Consider the following 25,578-nt stretch of genomic DNA (forward strand, 5'->3'; position numbering starts at 1 on the left):
CCGTGAGCAGCGTGCACGACGTCACCGACCCGAACAGCTGGGGCCCTGCGATCGACGAGGCGGTGAACACGGTCTCGCGCGGCGGCCTGCTGGTCCTGCCGACCGACACCGTCTACGGCATCGGCGCCGACGCCTTCGACGCGGAGGCCGTCGCGGCCCTGCTCGCGGCCAAGGGCCGCGGGCGCCAGATGCCGCCGCCCGTCCTCATCCCCGACGTCCGCACCCTGGACGGCCTGGCGACCGAGGTGCCGGACGACGCGCGCAAGCTCGCCGAGGCGTTCTGGCCGGGTGGGCTGACGATCATCCTGCAGGCCCAGCCCTCGCTGCAGTGGGACCTGGGGGAGACGCACGGCACCGTCGCGCTGCGCATGCCCGACCACCCGGCCGCGCTCGCCCTGCTGCGGCGCACCGGCCCGCTCGCGGTCTCGAGCGCCAACGCCACCGGCGACCCGGCCGCCCTCGACGTCACCGACGCGCAGGCTCAGCTCGGCGACGCGGTGTCCGTCTACCTCGACGGCGGTGACGCGCCCGGCGGGGTCGCCTCGACCATCGTCGACGCCACCGGTGAGCACCTGCGCGTGGTGCGCCAGGGCGCGATCACGCTCGAGGCGCTCAACGACGTCGCGCCCGTGCGCGGCGTCGACGAGCCCGACGAGCAGCCCGACGAGCAGCCCGACGAGCAGCCCGAGGAGCAGGGCGCCGCTCCCGCGGAGGAGTCCGCCGGGTGAGGGCCTATCTGCTCCTGCTGCTCGTCTCGGCGGCGGTCACGTACCTCGCCACCCCGGGTGCGCGGTGGGTCGCCCGGCGCACGAACGCCATCACCGCGGTGCGGGCGCGCGACGTGCACCTGCAGCCGACGCCGCGGCTCGGCGGCCTGGCGATGCTGCTCGGCATCGTCGTCGCGGTGCTGCTGGCCTCGCAGATGCCGTTCCTCGCGGGCGTCTTCCAGACCGGCCCGCAGGCGTGGGGCATCGTCGGCGGCGCGGTCATCGTCTGCCTGCTGGGCTGGGCCGACGACGTGTGGGACCTGGACTGGATGACCAAGCTCGCGGGCCAGGTGCTCGCGGCCGGGTTCATGGCCTGGCAGCAGGTGCAGCTGACGTCGCTGCCCACCCCCGACTGGCTGTTCATCACGTCGTCGAGGATCTCGCTGTTCCTCACGATCCTGGTGGTCGTCGTGGCGATGAACGCGGTGAACTTCGTCGACGGCCTGGACGGTCTGGCCGCGGGCCTGATCGCCATCGGCGGTTCCGCGTTCCTGCTGTACACCTACGGGCTGACCCAGCAGGCCACGCCGGAGAACTACGCCAACCTCGCGACGCTCATGATGGCCGTGCTGGTCGGGGCGTGTCTGGGCTTCCTGCCGCACAACTTCTTCCCGTCGCACATCTTCATGGGCGACTCGGGCTCGATGGTGCTCGGCCTCGTGTTCGCGGGCTCGGCCATCACGATCACGGGCAACGTCGACCCGGTCTCGATGGGCGCGACGCTCTCCGGTGCGCAGCGGGTGCCGCTGTTCATCCCGCTCCTGCTGCCGGTCGCGGTGGTGCTGCTGCCGCTGCTCGACATGGCCATGGCCGTGATCCGCCGCCTCGCGGCGGGCAAGTCGCCGTTCCACCCGGACCGCATGCACCTGCACCACCGGATGCTGGCGCTCGGCCACTCCCACCGGCGCGCAGTGCTCATCCTCTACGTGTGGGGCGCCGTCTTCTCCTTCGGCGTGGCCGCGCTCGTGCTGTGGGACTGGAAGGCCGTGCTGGCCGGCCTGGGGGTCGCCGTCGTGGTGGCGCTGCTCCTCACGCTCGGCCCGCTGCGCACGCGCGGCCGCTTCCTGGACGACGACGTCGCGACCGGCAGCCACCCCACGGTCGCGGCGGCCCACCCGGCGCACCCCGCGCCCACGACGCCCCGCACCCCGACGGCCGCGCCGACGACCTCGGCCGCACCCACCCTCACGACGCACGAAGGACGCCACCGATGACGACGCCCGACACTCCCGGCCCGACGCCCGACCCCGCTGCCGGCCCCGCCGCGGGAGCGACGGGGGAGCACGCGACCGATGCCGAGCGCCGGGTGCTGCGGACCGCGCTGCGGGACACGCTGCTGCTGGTCGGCGCCCTCGTGGTGCTGGGTGGCGGCATCGGCTTCCTGGTGGCCGGCGTGCCCGGGCTGTGGGGCGCTCTGGTGGGCGCCGCCATCGCGGCGTTCTTCTGCGCGACGACGATCTGGTCGATGATGCGCACGGTGGGCTCGAGCCCGGCGCGCATGGCCGCGTTCGTCATGGGCGCCTGGGTGGCCAAGATCGTCGTGCTCATCGTGGTGCTCGCGCTGCTGCAGGGACGCACGTTCTACGACCCGTGGGTGCTGATCGCGGTGCTCGGCGTGGGGGCGATCGGTTCGGCCCTGCTCGACTACCGCGCGGTGAACCGCGGGCGCGTGCCCTACGTGCAGCCGTGACGTCCCCGTCCTGACCAGGGTGCTTGCGCCGGGCGACCGTCCGTCGCCGGGGGCAACATCGTGCGCTTCTTCACAAGCCGCGAGATCTGGCCAGAAAATCTCCGCCGGTGTGGCGGAGCACCTGTGAACATCCGGTAGGCTGTCCGCGAATCCATGACGGCCAGGTCCGATGGCGTGCCCACCAGCAGTGGAGCGCCCCCGGCCCGTACGACCTCCGGGAGAATCCCCTGTCTACGCCAGCGATCCCCCTGCTGCTTGCCGCCGAAGGTGACGGCGAGTTCCATGCGCCGACGATCGCGGACTTCTTCCCGCCGGCCATCTTCTTCGAGGGCACGCCGTTCGAGTTCAACCGGATCATGCTGGTCCGCGTCATCATGGCGGCCGTGCTGCTGCTGGTCTTCTGCCTGGCGGCGCGTCGCGCGCGGCTCGTGCCGGGCCGGTTCCAGAACGCCGTCGAGATGATCCTCGACTTCGTGCGCAACTCGATCGCGATCGAGGTGCTCGGCCAGGAGAACGGCCGCAAGTACTTCAAGCTCCTCGCGACGATCTTCTGCACCGTCCTGGTCATGAACATCGCGGCCGTGATCCCGTTCCTCAACATCGCGGGAACGTCGGTCATCGGTCTGCCGATCGTGCTCGCGGCGTGGACGTACGTGATGTACCTCGGCGCCGGCGTCAAGGCCCACGGCCTCGGCGGGTACCTCAAGAACTCCCTCTTCCCCCCGGGCGTGCCGAAGCCGCTGTACGTGCTGCTCGTGCCGATCGAGGCGCTCCAGGTCTTCGTGCTGCGGCCGGCGACGCTGGTCATCCGACTCCTCGCCAACATGGTGGCGGGTCACCTCATGCTCGCGATCTGCTTCGCGGCCACCTCGTTCTTCCTCTTCGACTCGGCCGGCGCCATGAAGCTGTTCGGCGCGGGCACGTTCGTGGCCGGTGCGGCGTTCTTCTTCTTCGAGGTCTTCGTGGCCGCCCTGCAGGCGTACGTCTTCGCGATCCTCACCGCCGTCTACCTCAACATGTCCGTCGAGGCGGAGCACTGACCGTCCCGCGGTCCCCGGCCTAGGCCGGAACCTGCCTGACAACTGCACCCACACAAAGCGACGCCGGGCCACCCGAGGCCCAGCGCCCAACGGAAGGAAACCCAGTGGACGTCACCACCCTCGCCGAGGTCACCGGCAACATCGGCACCGTCGGTTACGGCCTCGCGGCGGTCGGCCCGGGCATCGGCCTCGGCATCCTCATCGGCAAGACGATCGAGGGCATGGCCCGTCAGCCCGAGGTCTCCGGTCAGCTCCGCACCACGATGTTCATCGGTATCGCCTTCGTCGAGGTGCTCGCGCTCCTCGGCCTGGTGGCCGGCTTCATCGTTCCGTGATGATGACCTCTTCGCTGAACACCTCAGAGCCAGCAGTCCTCGCTGCCGAGGGGACCGAGCAGAACATCCTCCTGCCGCACACGTACGACATCGTGTGGTCGCTGATCATCGTGGTCATCGTCGGCGTCGTGTTCTACCGGTACGTCCTGCCCAAGTTCCAGGCCGTGCTGGACGAGCGCACCGCGAAGATCGAGGGCGGCATCGCCAAGGCGGAGAAGGCGCAGGAAGAGGCTGCGGAGGCGCTCAAGGAGTACCACCAGCAGCTCGCCGAGGCCCGCGCCGACGCGGCGAAGACCCGCGAGGAGGCGCGTGCCGAGGGCACCGCCATCGTCGCGGAGCTGCGCAGCAAGGCACAGGAGGAGGCCTCGCGCATCGTCGAGACCGCCCACCGCCAGATCGAGGCGGAGCGCCAGACGGCGGCCGTCTCGCTGCGTGCCGAGGTCGGCGAGCTGGCCACGGAGCTGGCGTCCAAGATCGTCGGCGAGTCGCTGCAGGACTCCGCGCGTCAGTCGCGCGTCGTCGACCGCTTCCTCGACGAGCTCGAGGCCGCGGGTGACGAGTCGCGCACGGCGGCGTCGGTCGGCAACTCGGCCGGCAAGGAGGGCTGATGCGGGGCACCAGCGGAGCATCCCTCGCGGCGGCGCAGGAGCGGTTCGAGCCGGTCCTGCGGTCCGCAGGGGCCGACGCGCAGGCGCTCGGCGAGCAGCTGTTCGCCGTCGTCGCCGCCCTGGACGAGTCGGGGCCGCTGCGCCGGTCGCTCGCCGACCCGTCGCGCAGCCCTGAGGACCGCGCGGCCCTGGCCGGGCGCATCCTCGCCGGGGGCTTCGACGAGCGGGTCGTCGACCTCGTCACGGGTCTGGCGCGGTCGCGCTGGGCCGGCGACGCGGACCTCGTGGACGCCGTCGAGCGTCTCGGTCTCGACGCCGTGCTGGCGTCCGCCGAGGCGCGCGGCACCCTCGAGACCGTCGAGGACGAGCTGTTCCGGCTCACCCGGGCGCTCGTCGGGCAGCGTGAGGCGCGCCAGGTGCTCTCGGACGCCACGACGCCTCCGGAGCGCCGCGCGGAGCTCGTCGACACCCTGCTCGCGGGCAAGGTGGACGACGTGACGCTCGTGCTCGCCCGCCGGGCCACGACCACCCTTCGCGGCCGCCGCTTCGTGGCGACCCTGCTGTGGTACGGGGAGATCGCCGCCGAGCGCCGCCGCCGCCTCGTGGCCACGGTCACCAGCGGCAGCGTGCTCAGCCAGCCCCAGCAGGACCGGCTCGCCGGGCTGCTCGAGCGTGCCTACGGGCGCGCCGTGCAGCTCAACGTCACGGTCGACGCCGCCGTCATCGGCGGCCTGCGCATCCAGGTCGGCGCCGACGTCGTCGACTCCACCGTGCTGTCCCGCCTGGCCGACGCCCGTCGCCGGCTGGCCGGCTGAACCCTTCCCAGGCCCAGCGCCGGCCCCGGTCGGCTACGCAGAACGTGAGGCCGCGCGATATGCGGCCACGACAGGAGAGAGCAATGGCTGAGCTGACGATCCGGCCGGAGGAGATCCGCGCCGCTCTGGACAGCTTCGTGAAGTCGTACGAGCCCGAGGGCGCGGTCAGCGAGGAGGTCGGCCGCGTCACCGTCGCCGCCGACGGCATCGCCTACGTCGAGGGTCTCCCCGGCGCGATGGCGAACGAGCTGCTGCGGTTCGAGGACGGCACGCTCGGCCTCGCCCTGAACCTGGACGTCCGGGAGATCGGCGTCGTCGTCCTCGGCGAGTTCACGGGCATCGAGGAGGGGCAGGAGGTCCGCCGTACCGGCGAGGTCCTGTCCGTCCCCGTGGGCGAGGGCTACCTCGGCCGCGTCGTCGACCCGCTGGGCAACCCGATCGACGGCCTGGGCGACATCGAGAGCGAGGGCCGCCGCGCCCTCGAGCTCCAGGCGCCCGGCGTCATGCAGCGCAAGTCGGTGCACGAGCCGCTGCAGACCGGCATGAAGGCGATCGACTCGATGATCCCGATCGGTCGCGGTCAGCGTCAGCTGATCATCGGCGACCGGCAGACCGGCAAGACCGCGATCGCGATCGACACGATCATCAACCAGAAGGCCAACTGGGAGACGGGCGACCCGAACAAGCAGGTCCGCTGCATCTACGTCGCCGTCGGCCAGAAGGGCTCGACGATCGCCTCCGTGCGCGGCGCCCTCGAGGAGGCCGGCGCGCTCGAGTACACGACGATCGTCGCCGCCCCGGCGTCCGACCCGGCGGGCTTCAAGTACATCGCCCCGTACACCGGATCGGCCATCGGCCAGCACTGGATGTACCAGGGCAAGCACGTCCTGGTCATCTTCGACGACCTGTCGAAGCAGGCCGAGGCCTACCGTGCCGTGTCGCTGCTGCTGCGCCGCCCGCCGGGCCGCGAGGCGTACCCCGGCGACGTCTTCTACCTGCACTCCCGCCTGCTCGAGCGCTGCGCCAAGCTCTCGGACGACCTGGGCGCGGGCTCGATGACCGGTCTGCCGATCATCGAGACCAAGGCGAACGACGTCTCGGCGTACATCCCGACCAACGTCATCTCCATCACCGACGGCCAGATCTTCCTGCAGTCGGACCTCTTCAACGCCGACCAGCGCCCGGCCGTCGACGTCGGCATCTCCGTCTCCCGCGTCGGTGGTGACGCGCAGATCAAGGCGATGAAGAAGGTCTCCGGAACGCTGAAGCTCGAGCTGGCCCAGTACCGCTCGCTCGAGGCCTTCGCGATGTTCGCGTCCGACCTCGACGCGGCGTCGCGCGGCCAGCTGGCCCGCGGTGCGGTGCTGATGGAGCTGCTCAAGCAGCCGCAGTACACGCCGTACCCGGTCGAGGAGCAGGTCGCGTCCGTGTGGGCCGGCACCAAGGGCAAGCTCGACGACGTCCCCGTCGAGGACGTCAAGCGGTTCGAGTCCGAGATGCTCGACCACCTGCGTCGGAACACCTCGGTGCTCTCCACGATCGCCGAGACCGGCAAGCTCGAGCAGGACACCGAGGACGCGCTCTCGGCGGCGGTCGAGGACGTGCGCAACGGCTTCCTCAAGGCCGACGGCACCCCGCTCGTGGGCGGCGACGCCGACGACGAGGCCTCGGACGTCGAGCAGGAGCAGCTCGTCGTGCAGAAGAAGGCCTGAGCATGGCCGGTGGAGCCCAGCGCATCTACAAGCAGCGGATCAAGTCGACGCAGTCGCTGAAGAAGATGTTCCGCGCGCAGGAGCTGATCGCGGCCTCCCGCATCGGCAAGGCGCGGGCGCGCACCGCCTCGGCGGCGCCGTACGAGCGGGCCATCACCCGCGCGGTGTCCGCCGTGGCCACGCACACGTCGACCAAGCACCCGCTGACCAGCGAGCGGCACGACACCGACCGTGTCGCGGTCCTCGTGATCGCGTCCGACCGCGGCATGGCCGGCGCCTACTCGGCGTCGATCATCCGCGAGACGGAGCGCCTGGTCGCGCAGCTGCAGGGCGAGGGCAAGCAGGTCGAGCTGTACGCGACCGGCCGCCGCGCCGTCTCGTACTACAGCTACCGCGGGCGCCAGCTCGCGGGGCAGTGGTCGTACGGCTCGGACAGCCCGGACTCGGACGTCGCCGCGGAGATCGCCGACACGCTGCTCGGGGCGTTCCTCGCCCCGGCGGACGAGGGCGGCGTCTCGGAGCTGCACGTGGTGTACACGCAGTTCGTCAACATGGTCACGCAGCGTCCGCGCGTGGTGCGGATGCTGCCCCTCGAGGTCGTCGAGGGCGTGGCCGTGCCCGGCGAGCACGACGCGTTCCCCCTGTACGACTTCGAGCCGTCGCCGGAGAGCGTCCTCGACGCCCTCCTGCCGCGGTACGTGCGCAGCCGCATCTTCAGCTTCATGCTCGACGCCGCGGCGTCCGAGCTGGCCGCGCGCCAGCGGGCGATGCACACGGCGACGGACAACGCCGAGGACCTGATCCGCACCTACACCCGCCTGGCGAACCAGGCCCGCCAGGCGGACATCACCCAGGAGATCAGCGAGATCGTCTCGGGTGCCGACGCCCTCGCGGCGTCATGACGCCGGCCATGCCGCCCACCACGGCTGCCGAGCCGGCTCTGACGACCGTACTGACATCCGCAACGTTCCTTTCGAAGCGAGGCAAGCAATGACCGCCACCACCGTGGAAGCCCCGGTCGAGCACCAGAGCGGACCCGGCGTGGGCCGTGTCGCGCGCGTGATCGGCCCCGTCGTCGACATCGAGTTCCCCGAGGACGCGATCCCCGACATCTACAACGCCCTGACGGTCGACATCGACCTGTCGTCGCAGGGTGAGGGCGAGAAGTCCTTCACCCTCATGCTCGAGGTCGCCCAGCACCTGGGTGACTCCCTGGTCCGCGCCATCGCGCTCAAGCCGACCGACGGCCTCGTGCGCGGCGCCGTCGTCTCCGACACGGGCGCGCCGATCAGCGTGCCGGTCGGCGACGTCACCAAGGGCAAGGTCTTCAACGTGACCGGCGACGTGCTGAACGCCGAGCCGGGCGAGAAGATCGAGATCACCGAGCGGTGGCCCATCCACCGCAAGCCCCCGGCCTTCGACCAGCTCGAGTCGAAGACGCAGATGTTCGAGACGGGCATCAAGTCGATCGACCTCCTCACCCCGTACGTGCAGGGTGGGAAGATCGGCCTCTTCGGTGGTGCGGGCGTCGGCAAGACGGTCCTCATCCAGGAGATGATCCAGCGCGTCGCGCAGGACCACGGCGGTGTGTCCGTGTTCGCCGGCGTCGGCGAGCGCACCCGTGAGGGCAACGACCTCATCGCCGAGATGGAGGAGGCCGGCGTCTTCGACAAGACGGCCCTGGTCTTCGGCCAGATGGACGAGCCGCCGGGCACGCGTCTGCGCGTCGCCCTGTCCGCGCTGACGATGGCGGAGTACTTCCGCGACGTGCGCAAGCAGGACGTGCTGCTCTTCATCGACAACATCTTCCGGTTCACGCAGGCGGGCTCCGAGGTGTCGACGCTGCTCGGCCGCATGCCGTCCGCGGTGGGCTACCAGCCGAACCTCGCCGACGAGATGGGCCTCCTGCAGGAGCGCATCACCTCGACGCGCGGTCACTCGATCACCTCGCTGCAGGCGATCTACGTGCCGGCGGACGACTACACCGACCCGGCGCCGGCGACGACGTTCGCCCACCTGGACGCGACGACCGAGCTCTCCCGTGAGATCGCGTCGAAGGGTCTCTACCCGGCGATCGACCCGCTGACCTCGACGTCCCGCATCCTCGACCCGCGCTACGTGGGCCAGGAGCACTACGACGTGGCCACCCAGGTGAAGTCGATCCTGCAGCGCAACAAGGAGCTGCAGGACATCATCGCGATCCTCGGTGTGGACGAGCTCTCGGAGGAGGACAAGACGGTCGTCGCGCGTGCGCGCCGCATCCAGCAGTTCCTCTCCCAGAACACCTACATGGCGAAGAAGTTCACCGGCGTGGAGGGTTCCACCGTGCCGCTGAGCGAGACCATCGAGGCGTTCAAGAAGATCGCCGAGGGCGAGTTCGACCACATCGCCGAGCAGGCGTTCTACAACATCGGCGGCCTCGAGATGCTCGAGGAGAACTGGGCCCGGATCCAGAAGGAGTACGGGGCCTGACGGTCTCGTCCTGCCGCGTCGCCCCGCCGGGAGGCACCGCCTCCCGGCGGGGCGACGCGACCGCCTGACGAACCCCGCACGATCGGAAAGAGGACATGGAGATGGCAGAGCTGAACGTGGACCTCGTCGCGTCCGACCGCAAGGTCTGGTCCGGCGCGGCGCGCGAGGTCAGCGCCCCGTCCGTCGACGGCCAGGTCGGCATCCTCGCCGGCCACGCGCCGCTCCTCGCGGTGCTGCGCCCCGGCACGGTCAAGGTGTCGACGGCCCACGGGACCGCGGTCGAGGCGCACGTCACCGGCGGTTTCGTCTCCGTCGACGGCAACCTCGTGACGATCGTCGTCGACGAGGTCTCGGAGCTGTCCGGCCGCGAGCCGGCGCTGCGCTGAGGCAGGTGCCGGTGGCGTACGTCGTCTGGACCGCGGTGGCTCTCGTCGTCGCGCTCGGACTGGTGCTCGCCGCCGGCGCCTCCCGCCTGCGGACCCTCTCCCGGAGGGTCGGCTCCTTCCCCTGCCACGCCCGGCCCGCGGACGATCCGCAGGCCGCGTGGATGGTGGGGATCGCCCACTACGCCGTGGGCCGCATCGACTGGTGGCGCGGGTGGTCGCTCGCGCCACGCCCGGCACGCGTCTGGCGTCGCGACGGGCTCTCGATCACCGGCCGGGCCCCGCTCGACCAGGCCGGTCAGCCCGACCAGGTGCTGGTGCGGTGCCGCTACGACGGCACCGACTTCGAGCTGCTGATGTCCTCCGGCGCGTACGCCGGGCTGGCGTCCTGGCTCGAGTCCGCGCCCCCGGGGCGCCGCGACCTGGTGCTCTAGGCTCGCTCGTGCGCACCGGCGTCCGGACGGGCGCCGCGCCCACCCTGCCACCGCACCGACCGCCCGACACGACATCCGGAGGGGGACCGTGCGTCTCGTCGTCGCCCGCTGCTCGGCCCGGTACACCGGCCGGCTCACCGCCCATCTGCCGCTGGCCACGCGGCTCCTCGTCGTCAAGGCGGACGGCAGCGTGCTGCTGCACTCCGACGGCGGGTCGTACAAGCCGCTGAACTGGATGAGCCCGCCGTGCGCCATGGCCGTCGGCGAGCCCGACGAGGAGGCGCGGGAGCGCGGGGTCACCCAGGTCTGGACGGTGCAGCACCAGAAGTCCGACGACCGTCTCGAGATCGAGCTGCACGAGGTGGAGCACGACTCCGCTCACGACCTGGGCGTCGACCCGGGCCTGGTGAAGGACGGCGTGGAGGCGCACCTGCAGGAGCTGCTCGCCGCGCAGATCCATCGTCTCGGCGCGGGCCACACGCTGGTGCGGCGCGAGTACATGACGGCGATCGGCCCGGTCGACATCCTCGCCCGCGACGCCGCCGGGGCCACCGTGGCGGTCGAGCTCAAGCGCCGGGGCGACATCGACGGCGTCGAGCAGCTGACCCGCTACCTCGAGCTCCTCAACCGCGACCCGCTGCTGGCCCCGGTGCGAGGGGTGTTCGCCGCCCAGGAGATCAAGCCCCAGGCCCGCGTGCTCGCGACGGACCGGGGCATCGAGTGCCTGGTGCTCGACTACGACGCGATGCGCGGCGTCGACGACGTGGACTCGCGCCTGTTCTGACCCCTGGCGAGGTTTGTCAGGAAGGTTTCGCAACTCGCGGGCCCCTGCGGCAGGATGGCCCCATGAGCGCTGCCATCCCCACGGTCCCCACCCCCGGCCCCGGTGCGCTGATCGCCCTGCGAGGCCGCGTCGTGACCCCGCAGGACGACGTCCTGGACGGCGTGGTCGTCGTGGCGGACGGCGTGGTGCGGTGGGTCGGCCCCGTCGCGGCGGCGGAGCACGCCGACCCGGAGGTCGCCGCCGCCGTGGCCGCAGCGGCCGTGCCCGCGGACGGCACCGTGCTGCTGCCCGGCCTCGTGGACCTCCACAACCACGGCGGTGGCGGTGTCGGCTTTCCCGACGCGACGACCGCGGACGAGGCGCTCGTCGCGGTGCGGGAGCACCGCAGGCACGGCACGACGACGATGCTCGCGTCCCTGGTCACGGCCGACCGCGAGACCCTGCTGACCAGGGCGGCGATGCTGGCCGGGCTCGCGGAGGCCGGGGAGATCGCGGGCATCCACGCGGAGGGGCCCTTCCTCTCCCACGAGCGCCGGGGCGCGCAGAGCCCCGACGACCTCCTCCCGGGCGATCCCCGGCTCGTGCGGGATCTCGTCGAGGCGTCGCGCGGGCACCTGCGCACCATGACCGTGGCGCCGGAGGTCGACGGGGTGGTCGGCCCGGAGGGGGCGGCCGAGGCGCTGGTCGCGGCGGGGGTCGTGCCGTCCCTGGGGCACACCGACGCCACCACGGAGCAGGCCGAGGTGCTGATCGCGCAGGCGAGCGCGGCCCTCGCGGCCGCCGCCGAGGCCGGCGAGGCGCCCGCCCGCGAGATGACCGCCACCCACCTGTTCAACGGGATGCGGCCCCTGCACCATCGCGCGCCCGGTCCGATCGCCGCGTGCCTGGCCGCGGCGGCCCGCGGCGAGCTCGTCGTCGAGCTGATCGCCGACGGCGTGCACCTGGCGCCGGCGACCGTGCGCACGGTGGTCGAGACGGTCGGGGCCGACCGGGTCGCGCTCGTCACCGACGCCATGGCCGCCGCCGGCATGGCGGACGGCTCCTACGAGCTGGGGCCGATGGCGGTGACGGTGCGCGACGGCGTCGCCCGGCTCAGCGACCCGGCCGACCCGGCCGGCGGCGCCATCGCGGGCGGCACGGCCCATCTGGTCGACGTCGTGCGCCGTACCGTCGCCGCGGGGGTGCCGCTCGTGGACGCGGTGCGCTCCGCGTCGTGGGTGCCGGCGCGAGTGCTCGGCCTCACCGATGTCGGCGGGCTCGTCGTGGGGCGGCGCGCCGACATCGTGGAGACCGACGGCGACCTGCGGGTGCGGCGCGTGCTGCGGGCGGGTGCGCCCGTCGGCTGAACCCGACCGGCCGCGCGGCGTCAACCCTGGGCGAGCAGGGCGTCCACCCGGGCGGCGTGCCGCGCCGCGAGGTCGTCGCGGCCCACCTCGTGCAGCCACGCCGCATGGGCCTCCCAGAGCCGGCGGACGTCGTCGGGCCGCCGGCCCGCGAGGTCGTCGGACTCGGCGACGTCGTGGCGCACGTCGTGGAGGGTGACGCCGTCCCCGGGATCGGTGTGCTCGACGGTGCGCACGCCCTCGGCCGCAGGGTCCTCGCCGTGCACGACGCGCAGCTTGAGGTCGCCGGAGCGCACCGCCGCCTGGAACCCGCACTCCCAGTGCAGGGCGCCGTGGCCGTCGGCCTGCTCCCCGCGCCACGCCGCCGACTGGTCCACGCCGTCGACGCCGTCGAGGGACGTCCCCGCGCCCGCCGCGGCGAGGATCGTGGGGAGGAGGTCCATCGAGCTCACGAGGGAGGCGCACTCGCGTCCGCCGCTCCAGCCGCCGTCCGGCCAGCGCACGAGGAACGGCACGCGCACCCCGCCCTCGGCGAGCGTGTACTTGGTGCCGGACAGGGGCGCGTTGCTCCCGTAGTTGCAGGTGGAGCCACCGTTGTCGGTGAGGTACACGACGATCGTGTCCTCGGCGAGGCCGCGCTCGTCCAGGTCGTCGAGGAGGCGCCCGATCTCGGCGTCCATGAGCTCGAGCTGGGCGAGGTAGTACTCGCGGCCGTGCTCCAGGTGGGGCGAGATGGCGCCGTCGTACCAGTCGGCGTACGACGCCTGGCCGTCCTCGTCCCAGTCGGCGTGCACGGGCAGCCCGCGCCGTTCCAGCTCCTCGGGCGGCAGCTGCCAGCAGAAGTTGTGCACGGCGTTGAACGCCACCATCGCGAAGAACGGGCGCTCGCCCGCGCCCGCGACGAACTCGCGCGCGCGGCGTCCCAGCTCCGCGGTGAGGAAGCCCTCGAGCTCGACCTCGTCCCGGTTGTGGAACATCGGCTGCACGGCCATGCGCCAGTTGCCCTCGGGTCCGTACTCCTCGACCGCCGCGCGCGTGTGCGTCGTGTAGTGGAGCCGTCCCTGCTGACGCCCGGCGAGCCCGTAGTACGACTCCTCGAAGCCGTGCTCGGGCGGGGTCGCGCGGTCGCCTGGCTGCTCGGGGCCGTAGTGCACCTTGCCGAAGTACCCGGTCGCATAGCCGAGCGCACCGAGGTGCTCGGCCAGGGTGGTGCGGGAGTCGTCGAACCGCGTGTCCAGGAACCACGTGGAGCCCCAGCGTGCGGGGTGCGCACCGGAGATGAGCGCGGCGCGCGACGGGTTGCAGATCGGTGCGGCCACGTAGGCGTCCGTGCACGTCACCCCCTCGGCCGCGAGCCGGTCGAGGGCCGGCGTGGACACCGCGGGGTCGAGGCCGAGCGCCCCGCGGTCGGCGTAGCCGTGGTCGTCGGACAGGACGACCAGCACGTTCGGACGCGTCATCCCTTGAGCCCTCCGCTGATCAGGTCGAGGCGCCAGTAGCGTTGCAGGAACAGGATCATCGCCACCAGCGGGATGATCGCGACGGCCGCTCCGACGATCGCGAGGCTGTACAGCGACGGCGTGCCCGACCCCTTCGAGAGCAGCGTGTACAGGCCCACCGTCAGGGGGTACTTCGACTCGTCCGACAGCATGATGAACGGCAGGAGGAAGTTGTTCCAGATGCCGACGAACTGCAGCAGGAAGACCGTCACCATCCCGGGCACCATCATCGGCAGGGCGATGGACGTGAAGACCCGCGCGTCGTTGGCGCCGTCGATCCGCGCGGCCTCCATCGTGTCGGACGGGACCGCCGAGGCGGCGAAGACCCGCGCGAGGAAGATGCCGAACGGCGAGATCAGGCAGGGCAGGAGCACGGACCAGTAGCTGCCGGCGAGGCCGACCTTGGCCATCAGCAGGTACTGGGGCACGGCGAGGACGATGCCCGGCAGCAGCACCCCGCCCAGGATCGCGTAGAAGGCGACCTGGCGGCCCGGGAAGTCGTACTTGGCGAGGGCGTAGCCGGCCATCGTCGACACGAGGGTGCTCGCCACCGCGCCCACCCCGGCGAAGACCACGCTGTTGAGCGCCCACCGCAGGTACTGGCCGTCGCCGTAGGCGAAGAGGTCCTGCAGGTTCTCCACGAGTCCCGTCCCGGGCAGGAACGTGAAGCTCGAGAACAGCTCGGAGCTGGACTTGGTCGAGGCGACGAGCACCCACACGACCGGGACCAGGCAGTAGAGGGCGCCGAGGAAGAGCGCGACCGTCGGGACGGTACGGCCCCGGGTACGGGCGGCGACCGGGGCGGCGGGACGGGGCCGTGCGGCGGTGGTGTCGGTGCTCATCAGCTCTCTCCGAAGGATCGCTTCTGGGTCACCCGCAGGAGCACGACGGACACGACGAGCGTGCCCAGTGCGAGGGCGACCGACGAGGCGGCAGCGAGGGACAGGTCGTCGCGGGTGAACGCGTCGCGGTAGATCGTCATGAGCGGCACCCAGGTCTGGGAGATCTCGCTCGTCATCGGCCGCAGCGTGGTGGGCTCGCCGTAGACCTGGAGCGTCCCGATGAGGGCGAACAGCCCGGTGAGGACGAGGGCGGGCCCGACGAGCGGGACCTTGATCCGGTAGGCGATGTCCCACTCCGTGGCCCCGTCGAGCCGAGCGGCCTCGTAGATCTCGGCGGGGATCCCGCGCAGCGAGGTGAACAGGATGATCATGTTGAAGCCCACCCCGCTCCAGATCGCGATGTTCGCGACGGCGGGGAAGAGCATCGGCCCCTGCAGCACCTCGATCCCGCTGAGGCCGACGCGCTCGAGGATCCAGTTCAGCGGGCTCGTGGACGGCAGGTAGAGGAACCCCCACAGCAGGGTGGCGACGACGCCGGGCACCGCGTAGGGGATGAAGATCGCGGTGCGGGAGAAGCGGGTGCCGCGCACGCGGGGCAGGTCCAGGAGCAGCGCGAAGGTGAGGGCGAGGCCGAGGGTGACCGGCACGGCGATGATGCCGTACACGAAGAGCCGGCCGAAGCCGGCGAGGAACTCGGGATCGGTGAGCGCGGCGGCGTAGTTGTCGAGCCCCACCCACGTCTCGCGGATGATGCCGAACGGGCCGCCGCCGGGCGTCACGCGCATGCCGCGCACGCTGAGGTAGACCGCGTAGCAGATCGGGATCGCCAGGAACGCGACGAAGAGGACGGCCGCGGGAAGCATGAACAGCAACGGAGCGGCGACCCGTCGACGCGACCGCCGACGGACGGGCGGCGCGCCGCCGGGTGGCGCCGAGGCGCCGGCGGCCTCGACGGACTGCGGGTCGGCGATCGTGCTCATGGTGCGCTCCTCGGAGACGGGCGGGCGGGACGACGTGGCGGCCACGGCGGTCAGGGCCGGACGACCTCGAAGCCGGTGGTCTCCATGTCGTCGACCACCACCTCCTCGGTCTCGGTGAGCGCGTCGCGCAACGGCGTACCGCGGGTGACCGCCTTGGACATGGCGTCCTGGAACGCGCTCGAGGCGACGTTGACGTTCGGACCCCAGCTGATCTCGGGGATGGTGTTCCGGGTGATCTCGGCGGCGATCGTCCAGTAGTCCTCCTGCCGGGGCATGAGCAGGGGAGGGTCGCTGTGGAGCGTCATCTCCTGCCCGGCGAGCGACGCCGGGTACTGGCCCTGCTCGATCTGGGCCGCCGCCGCCTCCTCGGAGGTCCCCATCCAGCGGGCGAACTCGGCCGCCTCCGCGGGGTGCTCGCTCGAGGTGGTCACGACGAGCGCCGAGCCGCCCTGGAACCCGACGGAGGGGTCGTCGGCGTCCCAGCGGGGCAGCGGGGCCATCGCCCAGTCGCCCGCCGTGTCCTCGGCGACGCCGTACAGCACCCCCGCGGCCCACAGGCCGGTGGGCCACGACAGGACCTCGCCCTTGTTGACCTGCGCGTTCCACTCGGGGGTCAGCAGGGGCTCCGCCCGGACGAGGTCCCGGTCGATCAGGTCCTGCCAGTAGTCCGCGACGGCGACGGAGGCGTCGTCGTCGAAGTCGACGGTCCACCGCGCGTCGTCGACCGACCACCACTGCGCGCCGGCCTGCTGGGCGTAGCCCGCGAAGCCCCCGAACTCGGCGGGGGCGAACGTCGTGAGGTAGGCGTCGGGGTCGGCGTCGCGGACCTGCTGCGCGGCCTCGGCGAACTCGTCCCACGTGGTCGGCACGTCGATCCCGAGCTCGTCGAGGCGCGCCTTGTTGTACGTGAGCGCCTGGGGCCCGGCGTCCTGCGGCACTCCGTACGTGCCGCCCTCGAAGGACACCTGGTTCCACACGCCGGGGGCGTACTCGTCGGCCAGCCCGTCGGTGTACCCGGTGATCTCGGCGACGACCCCGGCGACCATCATCGCCGGGAGGGTGTTGTACTCGACGAGGGCCACGTCGGGAGCGTTGTCCGCCCGGGTGGCGGTCACGAGCTTGGCGGACGAGTCCGTGCCGCCGCCGGCGTCCGTGTGCCGGACCTGGACGTCGGGGTGCGCGGCGTTCCAGGCGTCGATCATCGGCTGCTGCGCCGTGCCCCACGCCCAGTAGTCGAGCACCACGGGACCGTCGCCCGACGCCGGGACGTCGCCCGACGAGCATGCGGAGAGGGCGAGCGACGCCGCTGCCGCTGCCGCTACGTAGAGCCCTGTCTTGCGCATCCGTATCTCCTTCGACCGGTGGTGGTTCGTCGTCGTCGAGATCGAACCGCTTCGACATCAAAGCGCGCCCAGCCTCGGTCACGACGGATCGACCTGTCAAACTGGAGCGGCCCTGGCCTGGCGTTTCATGGGTTCTTCGGAGTCGCGAGGCTGATCCCGAGAATCGAAGCGCTTCGGAAACTGGAGCCGTGCACCCGGGCCGGCGCGAGCGGTGTCGGCGCGAGCGAGGCCCCCGGCCGCCCGACCTCGTTGCCCGAGGTGCGCCGGATCGCTACCGTTGTTGAAGCGCTTCGACAATTGTCGCCGGTAGCGTGACCGCCGTGCCGCACCGCTGCGGCATCCCGAGGAGGACCCGTGGACGTGCCTGCCTTCCGAGACATCCGCCTTCCGGCGCCCGAGCGCGCCCGCGACCTGCTGTCCCGGCTGTCGCACGACGAGCGGGTGGCGATGCTCCACCAGCACGCGCCCGCCGTCGAGCGGCTCGGGCTGGCGCCGTTCCACACCGGCTGCGAGGCCCTGCACGGGGTGGCGTGGCTGGGTGAGGCGACCGTCTTCCCGCAGCCGGTGGGGCTCGCGGCGACGTGGGACGCCGACCTGGTGCGCCGTGTCGGCGACGCCGTCGCGTCCGAGGTGCGGGCCAAGCACCGGGCCGACCCGTCCGTGAGCCTCAACGTCTGGGCGCCGGTGGTCAACACGCTGCGGCACCCCGGCTGGGGGCGCAACGAGGAGGGGTACTCGGAGGACCCGCACCTCACCGCGCACCTCGCGACCGCCTACTGTCGCGGCCTGCGCGGCGAGCACGAGCGGGTCTGGCGGACGGTCCCCACGCTGAAGCACTTCCTCGCGTACAACAACGAGACCGACAGGTCCTCGACGAGCTCGAACGTCACGCCGCGCACCCTGCACGAGGAGGAGCTGCCCGCGTTCCGGGAGCCCGTCGAGGCGGGCGTCGCGGGCGCGGTGATGCCGTCGTACAACCAGGTGAACGGCGTGCCGGCGCACCTGCAGGGTGAGCTGTTCGACGAGCTGCGGTCGTGGGCGCCCGGGTCCGTCGCCCTCGTCTCCGACGCCGCGGCGCCCGCCTTCCTCGTGACGCTGCAGGGCGCCGCGACCGACCGGGCCGCCGGGAACGCCGCGATGGTGCGCGCCGGGGTCGACTCGTTCACCGACGACGACGCGGACCGCGGGCCCACGGTGCGGCGGGTCGAGGAGGCCCTCGAGCGCGGCCTGCTCACGACCGACGAGGTCGACCGCGCGGTGCTGCGCCTGCTCGAGCTGCGGATCCGGACGGGGGAGCTCGACGGCGACCACGACCCGTACGCCCTCGACGGCACGATCGACGCCCCGGAGCACCGCGGGCTCGCCCGGGAGGCCGCGGCCCGGTCCGTGGTCGTGCTGCGCAACGACGCCGGCACGTTGCCGCTCGCGGCCGGGACCGTCGCCGTCGTCGGACCGCTCGCGGACGTCGTGCTCACCGACTGGTACTCGGGCACCCCGCCGTACGCGGTCACCCCGGCGGACGGGTGGCGCGCGGCGGTCGGCGCCGACCGCGTGGAGGTCGCGACCGGGGCCGACGTCGTCGCGCTGCGGGAGGTGGGCACCGGCCGGTACGTCGCCGTCTCGGCCGACGGGGACCGTGTCGTCGCCGACGCCGCGGGCGCGGGCAAGGACACGCACCTGCAGGTGACCGACTGGGGCGACGGCGTCCTGACGCTACGGGCCGCCGCCTCCGGGCGGCTGCTGACCGGGGCGGCCTGGCCGCTGCGCGCCGACGCCGAGCGCGTGGGCGGCTGGGAGGTGCAGGAGAGCTTCCGCCGCCACGTCCACCCCGACGGCTCGTGGTCGCTGCTGCACCTCGGCTCGGGTCGCTGGGTGCGGGTGCAGCGGGGGACCGGCGTGCTGTGCGCGGAGGGGCGGACCCTGGACGACGCCGCGCGGTTCGTGCCGCGGGTGCTGGAGTCCGGGGCGGCGCGCGTGGCCGAGGCCGCCGCCCGCTGCGACGCGGTCGTCGTCGTGGTCGGCAACGACCCGCACCTGAACGGGCGCGAGACGCAGGACCGCCCCCACCTGATGCTGCCCGACGCCGCCGTCGAGGTGTGGCGGGCCGCCGCGGACGCGAACCCGCGGGCCGTCCTGGCGATCGTGTCGAGCTACCCCTACGTGCTCGGGCCCGGGGCGGACGACGCGGCGACGGTGGTCTGGAGCAGCCACGGCGGGCAGGAGCTCGGGCACGGGCTCGCCGACGTGCTCACCGGAGCCGTCGAGCCCACCGGGCGGCTCGCCCAGACGTGGCCGGCCCGGCCGGAGCAGGCGGGCGACCTCTTCGACTACGACACGCGCCGCCAGCAGGTCACCTATCGGCACCTGCCCGCGGGCGACCTCGGCGCCCCGGCGTTCGCCTTCGGGCACGGCCTGACGTACGGCGACGTCGCCTACGACGGTCTGGAGCTGTCGCGGGCCGTGGCGGACGCCCCGGCACCGACCCGCGACCACCCGCCGCTGCACCCGCGCGACCCGGCCGCTCCCGGCGTCGTGACCGCGCGGGTGGCGGTGCGCAACGCCGGTGACCGGCCTGCCGAGGAGCTGGTGCAGGTCTACTCGCTGGGCTCCGCGGCGGCGGGGACCGCCACCCCGGTCCGCCTGCTCCTCGGCTATCGGCGCGTGCGCCTCGCGCCCGGCGAGGAGGCGACCGTGGACGTCCCGGTCGACGTCGCCCGGCTCGCCGTCTGGGAGGGGCGGCCCGGTGGCGGGGCGCTCGACGGGGCCCTGCGCGTCCAGCCGGGGGAGTACGTCCTCGCGGCCGGCCCGTCCAGCGCCGACCTGCCCGTGCGGCGGACCCTGCGGGTGCAGGGCGGTGCGGTGCGGTGAGGATCGACCCGGAGGGCCGCACCGCCCAGGGCATCACCACGTTCGTCCTGTTCGTGGTCCTCAACGTGCTGTACCTCGTGGCCTGCCTGCCCGTCGTGACCATCGGCGCCGCGACGAGCGCGCTCTTCGAGGTGACGCTGCGGTACGCCGACGACGAGCGCGGGCACCTGGTGCGCGGGTTCGTCGTCGCCCTCGGGCGCAACGCCTGGCGTGGCACCGTCACCCTCATGGCGTTCGGGCTCCCGGCGGCGATGCTCGTGTACAGCGGGGCCTTCTGGCTCTCGCTGACCAGCACGCTCAGCGCCGTGGCGGGGGCCCTCGCGGTGCTGGGCGCCTGCTACCTCCTCGCAGCCCTGCTCTACGCGCTCGCGCTGGTCGGCTGGTTCGACGCACCGCTGCGGCGGACGCTGCGCAACGCGCTGCTCCTCCCGCTCGTCGAGCCGGCGCGCACCCTGCTGCTGGTGCTGATCCCCGTGGGGTCGGCGTGCCTGGCCTTCGTGGCGCCGCAGACGCTCTTCCTCGGCGCGACGATCGGGTTCTCCTTCGGCGCCTACGTCTGCGCCTTCGTGCTGCACGGCGTCTTCCGCCGCCGTCAGGCCCACCCGTCCGAGCTCGAGCCGGTGAGCCCGCACTCCGGGCAGTAGTCTTCGGGCGCGACCGGACCGGCGCGGGGACACGGCGCAGGCACGACGAAGGGCTCGGGCAGGACGCCCGAGCCCTTCGTCGTGCCGCTACCGGTGACGCGTCACCAGCTCGTGACCGTCACCCGAACTCCTTGGCGACCGCCACGCGCGCGTCGTTCTGCGCCTGGGCGTTCGCCATGTCGAAGTCGAGCACCTTGGCGTACCCGAGGCCCTCGACGGTCGTCTGCATGTCCGCCAGGATCGAGTCGAACTCGGACTCGCTCTTGGCGAAGACCATCTTCCAGGAGTGCTCGATGATGGCGGCCTTGACCTGGCTGCGGATGGCCTCGATCTCCGAGTCGTCCGTCGGGGCGGTGAAGCTCGAGCCCGGCGCCACGACCAGCTGGTCGTTGGCCTGCAGGTACTCCATGGTCGAGGTGGCGTCACCCATCCGGGCGCTCCAGTCCTCGGTCAGCGGGTTGGCGACCTGCTCCTGGTAGCTCGGCCAGAAGGTGTAGTTGTACGGGAACTCCGTCTCCGGGTTGACGTCCTTGGGCAGGACGGTCGACACGTTCAGCGTCGACACGCCGTCCGTGTAGGCACCGCCGCCCCACTCGGCCGGCACGTCGGCGCCGCCCTCGCGGAACACCTTCGTGCCGAAGTCGGTGAGCGTCGGCTCGCCGTCCTCGCCCTTCTCCCAGGTGAGGCCCTCCGGTCCCGCGGCCGCGCCCGTCTGCGACGAGTTCATGTTGACGCCCTCGGGCGAGTAGAGCCAGTCGATGAACGCCGCCAGGCGGGCCGGGTCCTCGGCGCCCGACCCGATGCCGAGGATCTGCTTGCCGCCGTACACCTCGGCGCCGTAGGAGAAGATCTGCTGGTCGGCCAGCGGCGCGAGCTCGAAGCCCTTGCCGTCGGCCATGTTCGCGTCGGTGTTGTACGCCGACTGGCCGAGCCACGGCCACCAGGACAGCAGCACCTGGCCGTTCTGGTACTTGGTGAACATGGTGTCGTAGTTCTGGGTGGTCGACTCGGGGTCGACGAGGCCCATCTGGTTCGCGTCGAAGTAGAACTTCAGGGCCCGGACGTACTGCGAGTCGGAGTCGACGATGCTCTGGTAGTCCGAGCCGTCGGCCTTCGCGAGGACGAAGCCCATCTCGTCGTACCCGTAGAGGGTGGCGGGCTGCTTCGCCGTGACCATCATGTTGCCGTCCCAGTCCTTGAACAGGGAGATGGCGTAGGCCTTCTGCCCGTTGTCGGCCTTCGGCTGCGCGTCCTGCATGTCCTTCAGCACGGGCAGGAGGTCCTCCAGCGTGCCGATCTCCGGGTAGCCGGCCTCGGCGTACAGGTCCCAGCGCAGGTAGGGGCCGAACGTGGGCTCGAGGCCCTCGGAGGGCTCGGTCGGCTTGAGGCTCGACACGGAGGTCGGGAAGCCGTAGACGCCCTCCTTGCCCTCGTTGAGGTGCTGGACCGCCGGGTCGAACTGCGACACGTTCTTCATCGACGCGTAGTAGTCGGCCGCGTCGAGGAGGAGGCCGCCCTCCACGAGCTCGTCCATCTGCTGGCCCTTGTCGACGACGACGAGGTCGCCCAGCTCGCCGCCCGAGACGCGGGTGTTGTACAGGGTGTCACCCCCGCCGGCGACGTTGGGGGCGATGATGTTGAGCTCCATGTTGAACTTGTCCTTGACGACCTTCGCGAACCACCCGCCCTGGGTCCCCATGTAGTTGGCGAGCCCGTCGTAGACGTCGACGGTGATCGGGTCGGCCTTGGACCAGTCCTGGTCGAGGTTGACGTTCGACGGCGCGTCGTCGTCCGACCCGCCGGGCGAGCAGGCCGCGAGCGCGAGCACCCCGACCAACGGGGCCACCACCATGGCGACCGATTTCCTGAGTTTCATGACACCCCTTCGTGCGTGCGACGAGACACGGTCAGCCCTTGACCGCGCCGAGCATGATTCCCTTGACGAAATAGCGCTGGAACAGCGGGTAGATGAAGAGGATCGGGAGCACCACGAGCACCGCGACCGTCATGCGGATCGACGTCGGTGTCTGGGTGGTGGCCGCCGTGGCCAGCGCCCCGAGGTTCCCCTGAGCGTTCTGCGCCGCCTGCGCCAGGCTGCTCGCCTGGTTCGTGTACGTGTAGAGCAGGTACTGCAGGGAGTAGAGCTTCTGGTCCGTGATGTACAGCAGCGTGTCCTGGAACGAGTTCCACTGGGCCACCGCGGTGAAGATCGCCACCGTGGCCAGGATCGGCGTCATGTTCGGCAGGATGATCCGGAAGAACACCCGCAGCGTGCCGGCCCCGTCGATCTCCGCCGCCTCCTGCAGCGAGGCGGGCATCGACTCCACGTACGTCTTGACGAGGATGATGTTGAAGGGCTGCACGATCGCCGGGAGGATGTAGACCCAGAACGAGTTGGTGAGCCCCAGCGTCTTCATCGTGATGTACATGGGGATGAGCCCGGCGCTGAAGTACATCGTGAAGATGACCAGCCGGTACCAGAGGGAGCGCTTCCACATCCGCTCCTGGGTGAACATGAAACCGAGGAAGGCCGAGGCGAGCACCGTGCAGGCCGTGCCGATCACGGTGCGGGCCACCGACACGATCGCGGCGGCCGACAGCCCGTCGAGCTGCAGGATCTGCGCGTAGTTCGACAGGTGCAGCCCCTCGGGCCACAGGCGGACCTGCCCCAGGGCGCTCATGTCGTTGGCGCTGACGGAGTTGATGATCAGGAAGTAGAACGGGTAGGCGCACAGGAGCGCGAAGAGCAGGAACCCGACGTAGTTGACGATCGCGAAGGGAACGTCGCCGCGGGTGCGCTTGAGGGCAGGGCTGGTGATTGACACGGTCTCGTCCCCGTTCAGATGATCGACGTGCCGCGGGCGCGCTTGGCGATCGCGTTGGCGGTGACGAGCAGGACGACGGAGATGACGCTCTTGAGCATGCCCAGCGCCGTCGCCATCGACAGGCTGTTCCCGGTGATGCCGATGTTGTAGACGTACAGGTCCAGCACCTGGATGTGCTCCTTGTTGAAGGCGTTCTGGAACACGTAGTACTGCTCCATGCCGTTGTTGAGCATGTTCGCGATGGAGAGCACGAGCAGGACGACGTAGGTGGGCATCAGCTGCGGGAAGGTGATGTACCGCATGAGCTGGAAGCGGCCGGCGCCGTCGATGCGCGCCGACTCGTACAGCGCCGGGTCGATCGACGTGATGGCGGCGAGGTACATGATCGCGCCCCAGCCCAGGCCCTTCCACAGGCTCCAGAGCAGCATCGTGAGCCACACGTGCTCGCCGGTGTCGAGGAACTTGATCGGTGTGGTGATCAGGCCCCAGTCGTTGAGCACCGAGTTGACGAGCCCCGAGGTGGAGAAGAGCGAGAAGGCGATCATGTACACGAGCACCCACGAGATGAAGTTCGGGAGCGTCGTGAGCGTCTGCACCGCGTTCTTGAACCACGGGGCCCGGATCTCGTTGAGGAGCATCGCGAAGAAGACAGGGAGCAGCGAGGTCGCGATCCCGAGGAAGCTCATGGCGAGCGTGTTCGCCATGACCTGCCCGATCTGCTGGAGCTGCGTCGGGGACGACACGAGCATCCGGAACCACTGGAACCCGACGAACTCGCTGCCCGACAGCCCGAGGGCGGGCTTGTAGTCGTAGAACGCCGTCGCCCAGCCGACGAGCGGCAGGTAGGAGAACGCGAGGACGAGGACGAGGAACGGCAGGATGACGAGGAACATCGCCGGCGAGGGCTTCTTGCCCTGACGTCTCCGGTCACGGCCGCGGCGCCGCCGCGGCGGTTCCTCGCTCGGGCGCCCGCGTCCGCGGTCCGGTGCGACGGCGGCGCCGTGGTCGAGCAGCGGCGCTCCCTGGGTGAGGCTCACCTGTCACTCCCTCGTGATGGGTCTCTCGCGCATGCGCGGTGACCGCCGGTGGCCACTGCGTCGAAGCGCTTCGAATTGATATCACTCCCGCGACGGGTCGCGCAATGGTGTGCGGCAGATCAGGGGGAGCGGTCCGGCGGCGCCGGGGCCCGGCCGGTCAGCGGGGGGCGGTGCTCCCGCGGGTGGTGAGCACGGGCGTCAGCAGCCGGGTCTCGGCGTGCTGCCCGCCGTCGAGCCGCGCCATGACGATGTCCACGGCGAGGCTGCCGATCGTCGACGCGGGCAGGTCGATGGCGGTCATCGGGACCTGCTGGGCGAGCGCGACGTCCTCGGGGCACAGGGCGATGACCGACACGTCCTCGGGCACGGACCGGCCGGCGTCGCGCAGCCGGGACAGCACGTGCGGCAGGGCGCGCTCGTTGTGCACGAAGAGGCCGCTGGTCCCGGGCGCCTCGGCGAGGAGCTCGTCGACGACCCGGGCGACCTCGGCGGGCGCCCCCGGGCACGCCACGACCCGCGCCTCCAGGCCGTGCTCCGGCGCACCCTGCGCGAAGCCGCGCATCACCCGGTCCACGTACGACGTGTGCCGGTCCACGACCTCCGGCGGAGCGCCCAGCATCGCCACCTGCCGGTGCCCGAGCTCGGACAGGTGCTGTGCCGCCAGGCGACCCGCGGCCTCGAAGTCGAGGTCGACGCACGACAGCCCCGACGCGTCGCGCGGCAGCCCCACCAGCACGGACGGCTGCCGGGACCGGGCGAGGATCGGGATGCGGGCGTCGTCCGCCTCGACGTCCATGACGACGAGCGCGTCGACCATCGAGCCGTTGATCGCCCGCTCCAGGCCCTCGAGATCGTCCTGCGTGAGCAGCAGGACGTCGTGCGCGTGCTCCCGCGCGCGGGTGACGACGCCGCCCGCGAACTGCATGATCACGGGCACGTCGATGCCGGCGCGCAGCGGGACCATGAGCCCGATGACCTCCGTCCGCGCCGACGCGAGAGCGCGTGCGCCGGCGTGCGGGCGGTAGCCCAGCGTCGCGATCGCCTGCTCCACCCGGCGGCGGGTGGGCGCGGAGATGGACCGCTTCCCGGACAGCACGTAGGAGACTGTCGACGCCGAGACTCCCGCCGCCTTCGCGACGTCCTCGATGGTGGCCACG

The 25,578-nt window shown here is 71.8% G+C and carries 24 protein-coding genes; 16 read left to right on the forward strand and 8 right to left on the reverse strand.

The features are described 5' to 3' along the window. Positions 1-11: 11 nt before the first annotated feature. The 14 genes from ACH436_RS19495 (at position 12) to ACH436_RS19560 (ending at position 12,386) form a co-directional block, all read left to right on the forward strand. A complete protein-coding gene (locus ACH436_RS19495) occupies positions 12-728 on the forward strand; it encodes an L-threonylcarbamoyladenylate synthase (RefSeq protein ID WP_430561976.1) in 717 nt (238 codons plus the stop codon). After that, positions 725-1,981, forward strand: coding sequence for a glycosyltransferase family 4 protein (locus tag ACH436_RS19500; RefSeq protein WP_430561863.1), 1,257 nt, complete (start codon positions 725-727; stop codon positions 1,979-1,981). The genes ACH436_RS19495 and ACH436_RS19500 overlap by 4 nt, the downstream gene beginning before the upstream one ends. Further along, positions 1,978-2,457 carry a hypothetical protein gene (locus tag ACH436_RS19505; RefSeq protein ID WP_430561864.1) on the forward strand — a complete coding sequence of 160 codons (480 nt, stop codon included), beginning with the start codon at positions 1,978-1,980 and terminating at the stop codon, positions 2,455-2,457. Before ACH436_RS19500 ends, ACH436_RS19505 begins: the two co-directional genes overlap by 4 nt. 356 nt (positions 2,458-2,813) lie before the next feature. Further along, a complete protein-coding gene (atpB, locus tag ACH436_RS19510) occupies positions 2,814-3,497 on the forward strand; it encodes a F0F1 ATP synthase subunit A (protein ID WP_430561865.1) in 684 nt (227 codons plus the stop codon). A 104-nt stretch (positions 3,498-3,601) separates the two neighbouring features. Then, entirely contained in the window at positions 3,602-3,832 is a 231-nt protein-coding gene (locus ACH436_RS19515; protein WP_079569652.1) for an ATP synthase F0 subunit C, read from the forward strand. Positions 3,833-3,834: 2 nt separating this feature from the next. Continuing rightward, a complete protein-coding gene (locus ACH436_RS19520; protein ID WP_430561977.1) occupies positions 3,835-4,440 on the forward strand; it encodes a F0F1 ATP synthase subunit B in 606 nt (201 codons plus the stop codon). Further along, complete coding sequence (locus tag ACH436_RS19525; protein ID WP_430561866.1) at positions 4,440-5,255, forward strand: F0F1 ATP synthase subunit delta; 816 nt, start codon at positions 4,440-4,442, stop codon at positions 5,253-5,255. The genes ACH436_RS19520 and ACH436_RS19525 overlap by 1 nt, the downstream gene beginning before the upstream one ends. A gap of 83 nt (positions 5,256-5,338) precedes the next feature. Continuing rightward, positions 5,339-6,967 (forward strand): F0F1 ATP synthase subunit alpha, encoded by a 1,629-nt coding sequence (gene atpA / locus ACH436_RS19530; RefSeq protein ID WP_430561867.1) that lies wholly within the window; start codon positions 5,339-5,341, stop codon positions 6,965-6,967. 2 nt (positions 6,968-6,969) lie between these two features. After that, positions 6,970-7,869 carry a F0F1 ATP synthase subunit gamma gene (locus ACH436_RS19535; RefSeq protein ID WP_430561868.1) on the forward strand — a complete coding sequence of 300 codons (900 nt, stop codon included), beginning with the start codon at positions 6,970-6,972 and terminating at the stop codon, positions 7,867-7,869. Between the two features lie 88 nt (positions 7,870-7,957). Next, positions 7,958-9,439: a F0F1 ATP synthase subunit beta gene (gene atpD / locus ACH436_RS19540; RefSeq protein WP_430561869.1), complete on the forward strand. Its 1,482-nt coding sequence runs from the start codon at positions 7,958-7,960 to the stop codon at positions 9,437-9,439. Positions 9,440-9,540: 101 nt separating this feature from the next. Continuing rightward, positions 9,541-9,825, forward strand: a complete 285-nt coding sequence (locus ACH436_RS19545) for a F0F1 ATP synthase subunit epsilon (protein ID WP_380327012.1) — start codon at positions 9,541-9,543, stop codon at positions 9,823-9,825. Between the two features lie 11 nt (positions 9,826-9,836). Then, positions 9,837-10,256 (forward strand): DUF2550 domain-containing protein, encoded by a 420-nt coding sequence (locus ACH436_RS19550; RefSeq protein WP_429735124.1) that lies wholly within the window; start codon positions 9,837-9,839, stop codon positions 10,254-10,256. A gap of 88 nt (positions 10,257-10,344) precedes the next feature. Beyond that, entirely contained in the window at positions 10,345-11,040 is a 696-nt protein-coding gene (gene nucS, locus ACH436_RS19555; protein WP_430561870.1) for an endonuclease NucS, read from the forward strand. A gap of 62 nt (positions 11,041-11,102) precedes the next feature. Then, positions 11,103-12,386 carry an N-acetylglucosamine-6-phosphate deacetylase gene (locus tag ACH436_RS19560; protein WP_430561871.1) on the forward strand — a complete coding sequence of 428 codons (1,284 nt, stop codon included), beginning with the start codon at positions 11,103-11,105 and terminating at the stop codon, positions 12,384-12,386. Between the two features lie 20 nt (positions 12,387-12,406). Here ACH436_RS19560 and ACH436_RS19565 read toward each other — a convergent pair whose 3' ends face one another. From ACH436_RS19565 to ACH436_RS19580, 4 genes are read right to left on the reverse strand one after another with little or no spacing between them, the layout of a single operon-like run. Further along, entirely contained in the window at positions 12,407-13,843 is a 1,437-nt protein-coding gene (locus ACH436_RS19565; RefSeq protein ID WP_430561872.1) for a sulfatase, read from the reverse strand. Continuing rightward, the gene (locus ACH436_RS19570) at positions 13,840-14,724 is read right to left on the reverse strand and encodes a carbohydrate ABC transporter permease (RefSeq protein WP_430561873.1); all 885 of its coding nucleotides are present in this window, start codon (positions 14,722-14,724) and stop codon (positions 13,840-13,842) included. Before ACH436_RS19570 ends, ACH436_RS19565 begins: the two co-directional genes overlap by 4 nt. After that, the gene (locus ACH436_RS19575; RefSeq protein WP_430561874.1) at positions 14,724-15,704 is read right to left on the reverse strand and encodes a carbohydrate ABC transporter permease; all 981 of its coding nucleotides are present in this window, start codon (positions 15,702-15,704) and stop codon (positions 14,724-14,726) included. The genes ACH436_RS19570 and ACH436_RS19575 overlap by 1 nt, the downstream gene beginning before the upstream one ends. A 50-nt stretch (positions 15,705-15,754) precedes the next feature. Beyond that, complete coding sequence (locus ACH436_RS19580) at positions 15,755-17,047, reverse strand: ABC transporter substrate-binding protein (RefSeq protein WP_430561875.1); 1,293 nt, start codon at positions 17,045-17,047, stop codon at positions 15,755-15,757. Between the two features lie 360 nt (positions 17,048-17,407). On the opposite strand from ACH436_RS19580, the gene ACH436_RS19585 reads away from it, so the two are divergent. Together ACH436_RS19585 and ACH436_RS19590 are read left to right on the forward strand one after the other, a co-directional pair. Then, positions 17,408-19,915: a beta-glucosidase gene (locus ACH436_RS19585; protein ID WP_430561876.1), complete on the forward strand. Its 2,508-nt coding sequence runs from the start codon at positions 17,408-17,410 to the stop codon at positions 19,913-19,915. Continuing rightward, on the forward strand, positions 19,912-20,559 hold the full coding sequence (locus ACH436_RS19590) for a DUF624 domain-containing protein (protein ID WP_430561877.1): 648 nt from the start codon (positions 19,912-19,914) through the stop codon (positions 20,557-20,559). The genes ACH436_RS19585 and ACH436_RS19590 overlap by 4 nt, the downstream gene beginning before the upstream one ends. Before the next feature lie 118 nt (positions 20,560-20,677). On the opposite strand, the gene ACH436_RS19595 is transcribed toward ACH436_RS19590, so the two are convergent. The 4 genes from ACH436_RS19595 to ACH436_RS19610 all read right to left on the reverse strand — a co-directional run bounded on the left by ACH436_RS19595 (position 20,678) and on the right by ACH436_RS19610 (position 25,577). After that, the gene (locus tag ACH436_RS19595) at positions 20,678-22,435 is read right to left on the reverse strand and encodes an ABC transporter substrate-binding protein (RefSeq protein WP_430561878.1); all 1,758 of its coding nucleotides are present in this window, start codon (positions 22,433-22,435) and stop codon (positions 20,678-20,680) included. A gap of 31 nt (positions 22,436-22,466) precedes the next feature. After that, on the reverse strand, positions 22,467-23,384 hold the full coding sequence (locus tag ACH436_RS19600; protein WP_430561879.1) for a carbohydrate ABC transporter permease: 918 nt from the start codon (positions 23,382-23,384) through the stop codon (positions 22,467-22,469). A gap of 14 nt (positions 23,385-23,398) precedes the next feature. Continuing rightward, positions 23,399-24,421, reverse strand: a complete 1,023-nt coding sequence (locus ACH436_RS19605; protein ID WP_430561880.1) for an ABC transporter permease — start codon at positions 24,419-24,421, stop codon at positions 23,399-23,401. 157 nt (positions 24,422-24,578) lie between these two features. After that, entirely contained in the window at positions 24,579-25,577 is a 999-nt protein-coding gene (locus ACH436_RS19610) for a LacI family DNA-binding transcriptional regulator (RefSeq protein WP_430561881.1), read from the reverse strand. Position 25,578: the final 1 nt, after the last annotated feature.

The organism is Isoptericola sp. NPDC019693 (genome assembly GCF_044389085.1).
GTDB lineage: Bacteria > Actinomycetota > Actinomycetes > Actinomycetales > Cellulomonadaceae > Isoptericola.

Bases quoted from the DNA above. Each gene is read 5' to 3' on its own strand.
- ACH436_RS19535 (WP_430561868.1), top strand. From the start codon at position 6,970: ATGGCCGGTGGAGCCCAGCGCATCTACAAGCAGCGGATCAAGTCGACG.
- ACH436_RS19575 (WP_430561874.1), bottom strand. From the start codon at position 15,704: ATGAGCACGATCGCCGACCCGCAGTCCGTCGAGGCCGCCGGCGCCTCG.
- ACH436_RS19505 (WP_430561864.1), top strand. From the start codon at position 1,978: ATGACGACGCCCGACACTCCCGGCCCGACGCCCGACCCCGCTGCCGGC.
- atpB (WP_430561865.1), top strand. From the start codon at position 2,814: ATGCTGGTCCGCGTCATCATGGCGGCCGTGCTGCTGCTGGTCTTCTGC.
- atpD (WP_430561869.1), top strand. From the start codon at position 7,958: ATGACCGCCACCACCGTGGAAGCCCCGGTCGAGCACCAGAGCGGACCC.
- atpA (WP_430561867.1), top strand. From the start codon at position 5,339: ATGGCTGAGCTGACGATCCGGCCGGAGGAGATCCGCGCCGCTCTGGAC.
- ACH436_RS19545 (WP_380327012.1), top strand. From the start codon at position 9,541: ATGGCAGAGCTGAACGTGGACCTCGTCGCGTCCGACCGCAAGGTCTGG.
- ACH436_RS19570 (WP_430561873.1), bottom strand. From the start codon at position 14,724: ATGAGCACCGACACCACCGCCGCACGGCCCCGTCCCGCCGCCCCGGTC.
- ACH436_RS19565 (WP_430561872.1), bottom strand. From the start codon at position 13,843: ATGACGCGTCCGAACGTGCTGGTCGTCCTGTCCGACGACCACGGCTAC.
- ACH436_RS19595 (WP_430561878.1), bottom strand. From the start codon at position 22,435: ATGAAACTCAGGAAATCGGTCGCCATGGTGGTGGCCCCGTTGGTCGGG.
- ACH436_RS19525 (WP_430561866.1), top strand. From the start codon at position 4,440: ATGCGGGGCACCAGCGGAGCATCCCTCGCGGCGGCGCAGGAGCGGTTC.
- ACH436_RS19580 (WP_430561875.1), bottom strand. From the start codon at position 17,047: ATGCGCAAGACAGGGCTCTACGTAGCGGCAGCGGCAGCGGCGTCGCTC.
- ACH436_RS19560 (WP_430561871.1), top strand. From the start codon at position 11,103: ATGAGCGCTGCCATCCCCACGGTCCCCACCCCCGGCCCCGGTGCGCTG.
- ACH436_RS19520 (WP_430561977.1), top strand. From the start codon at position 3,835: ATGACCTCTTCGCTGAACACCTCAGAGCCAGCAGTCCTCGCTGCCGAG.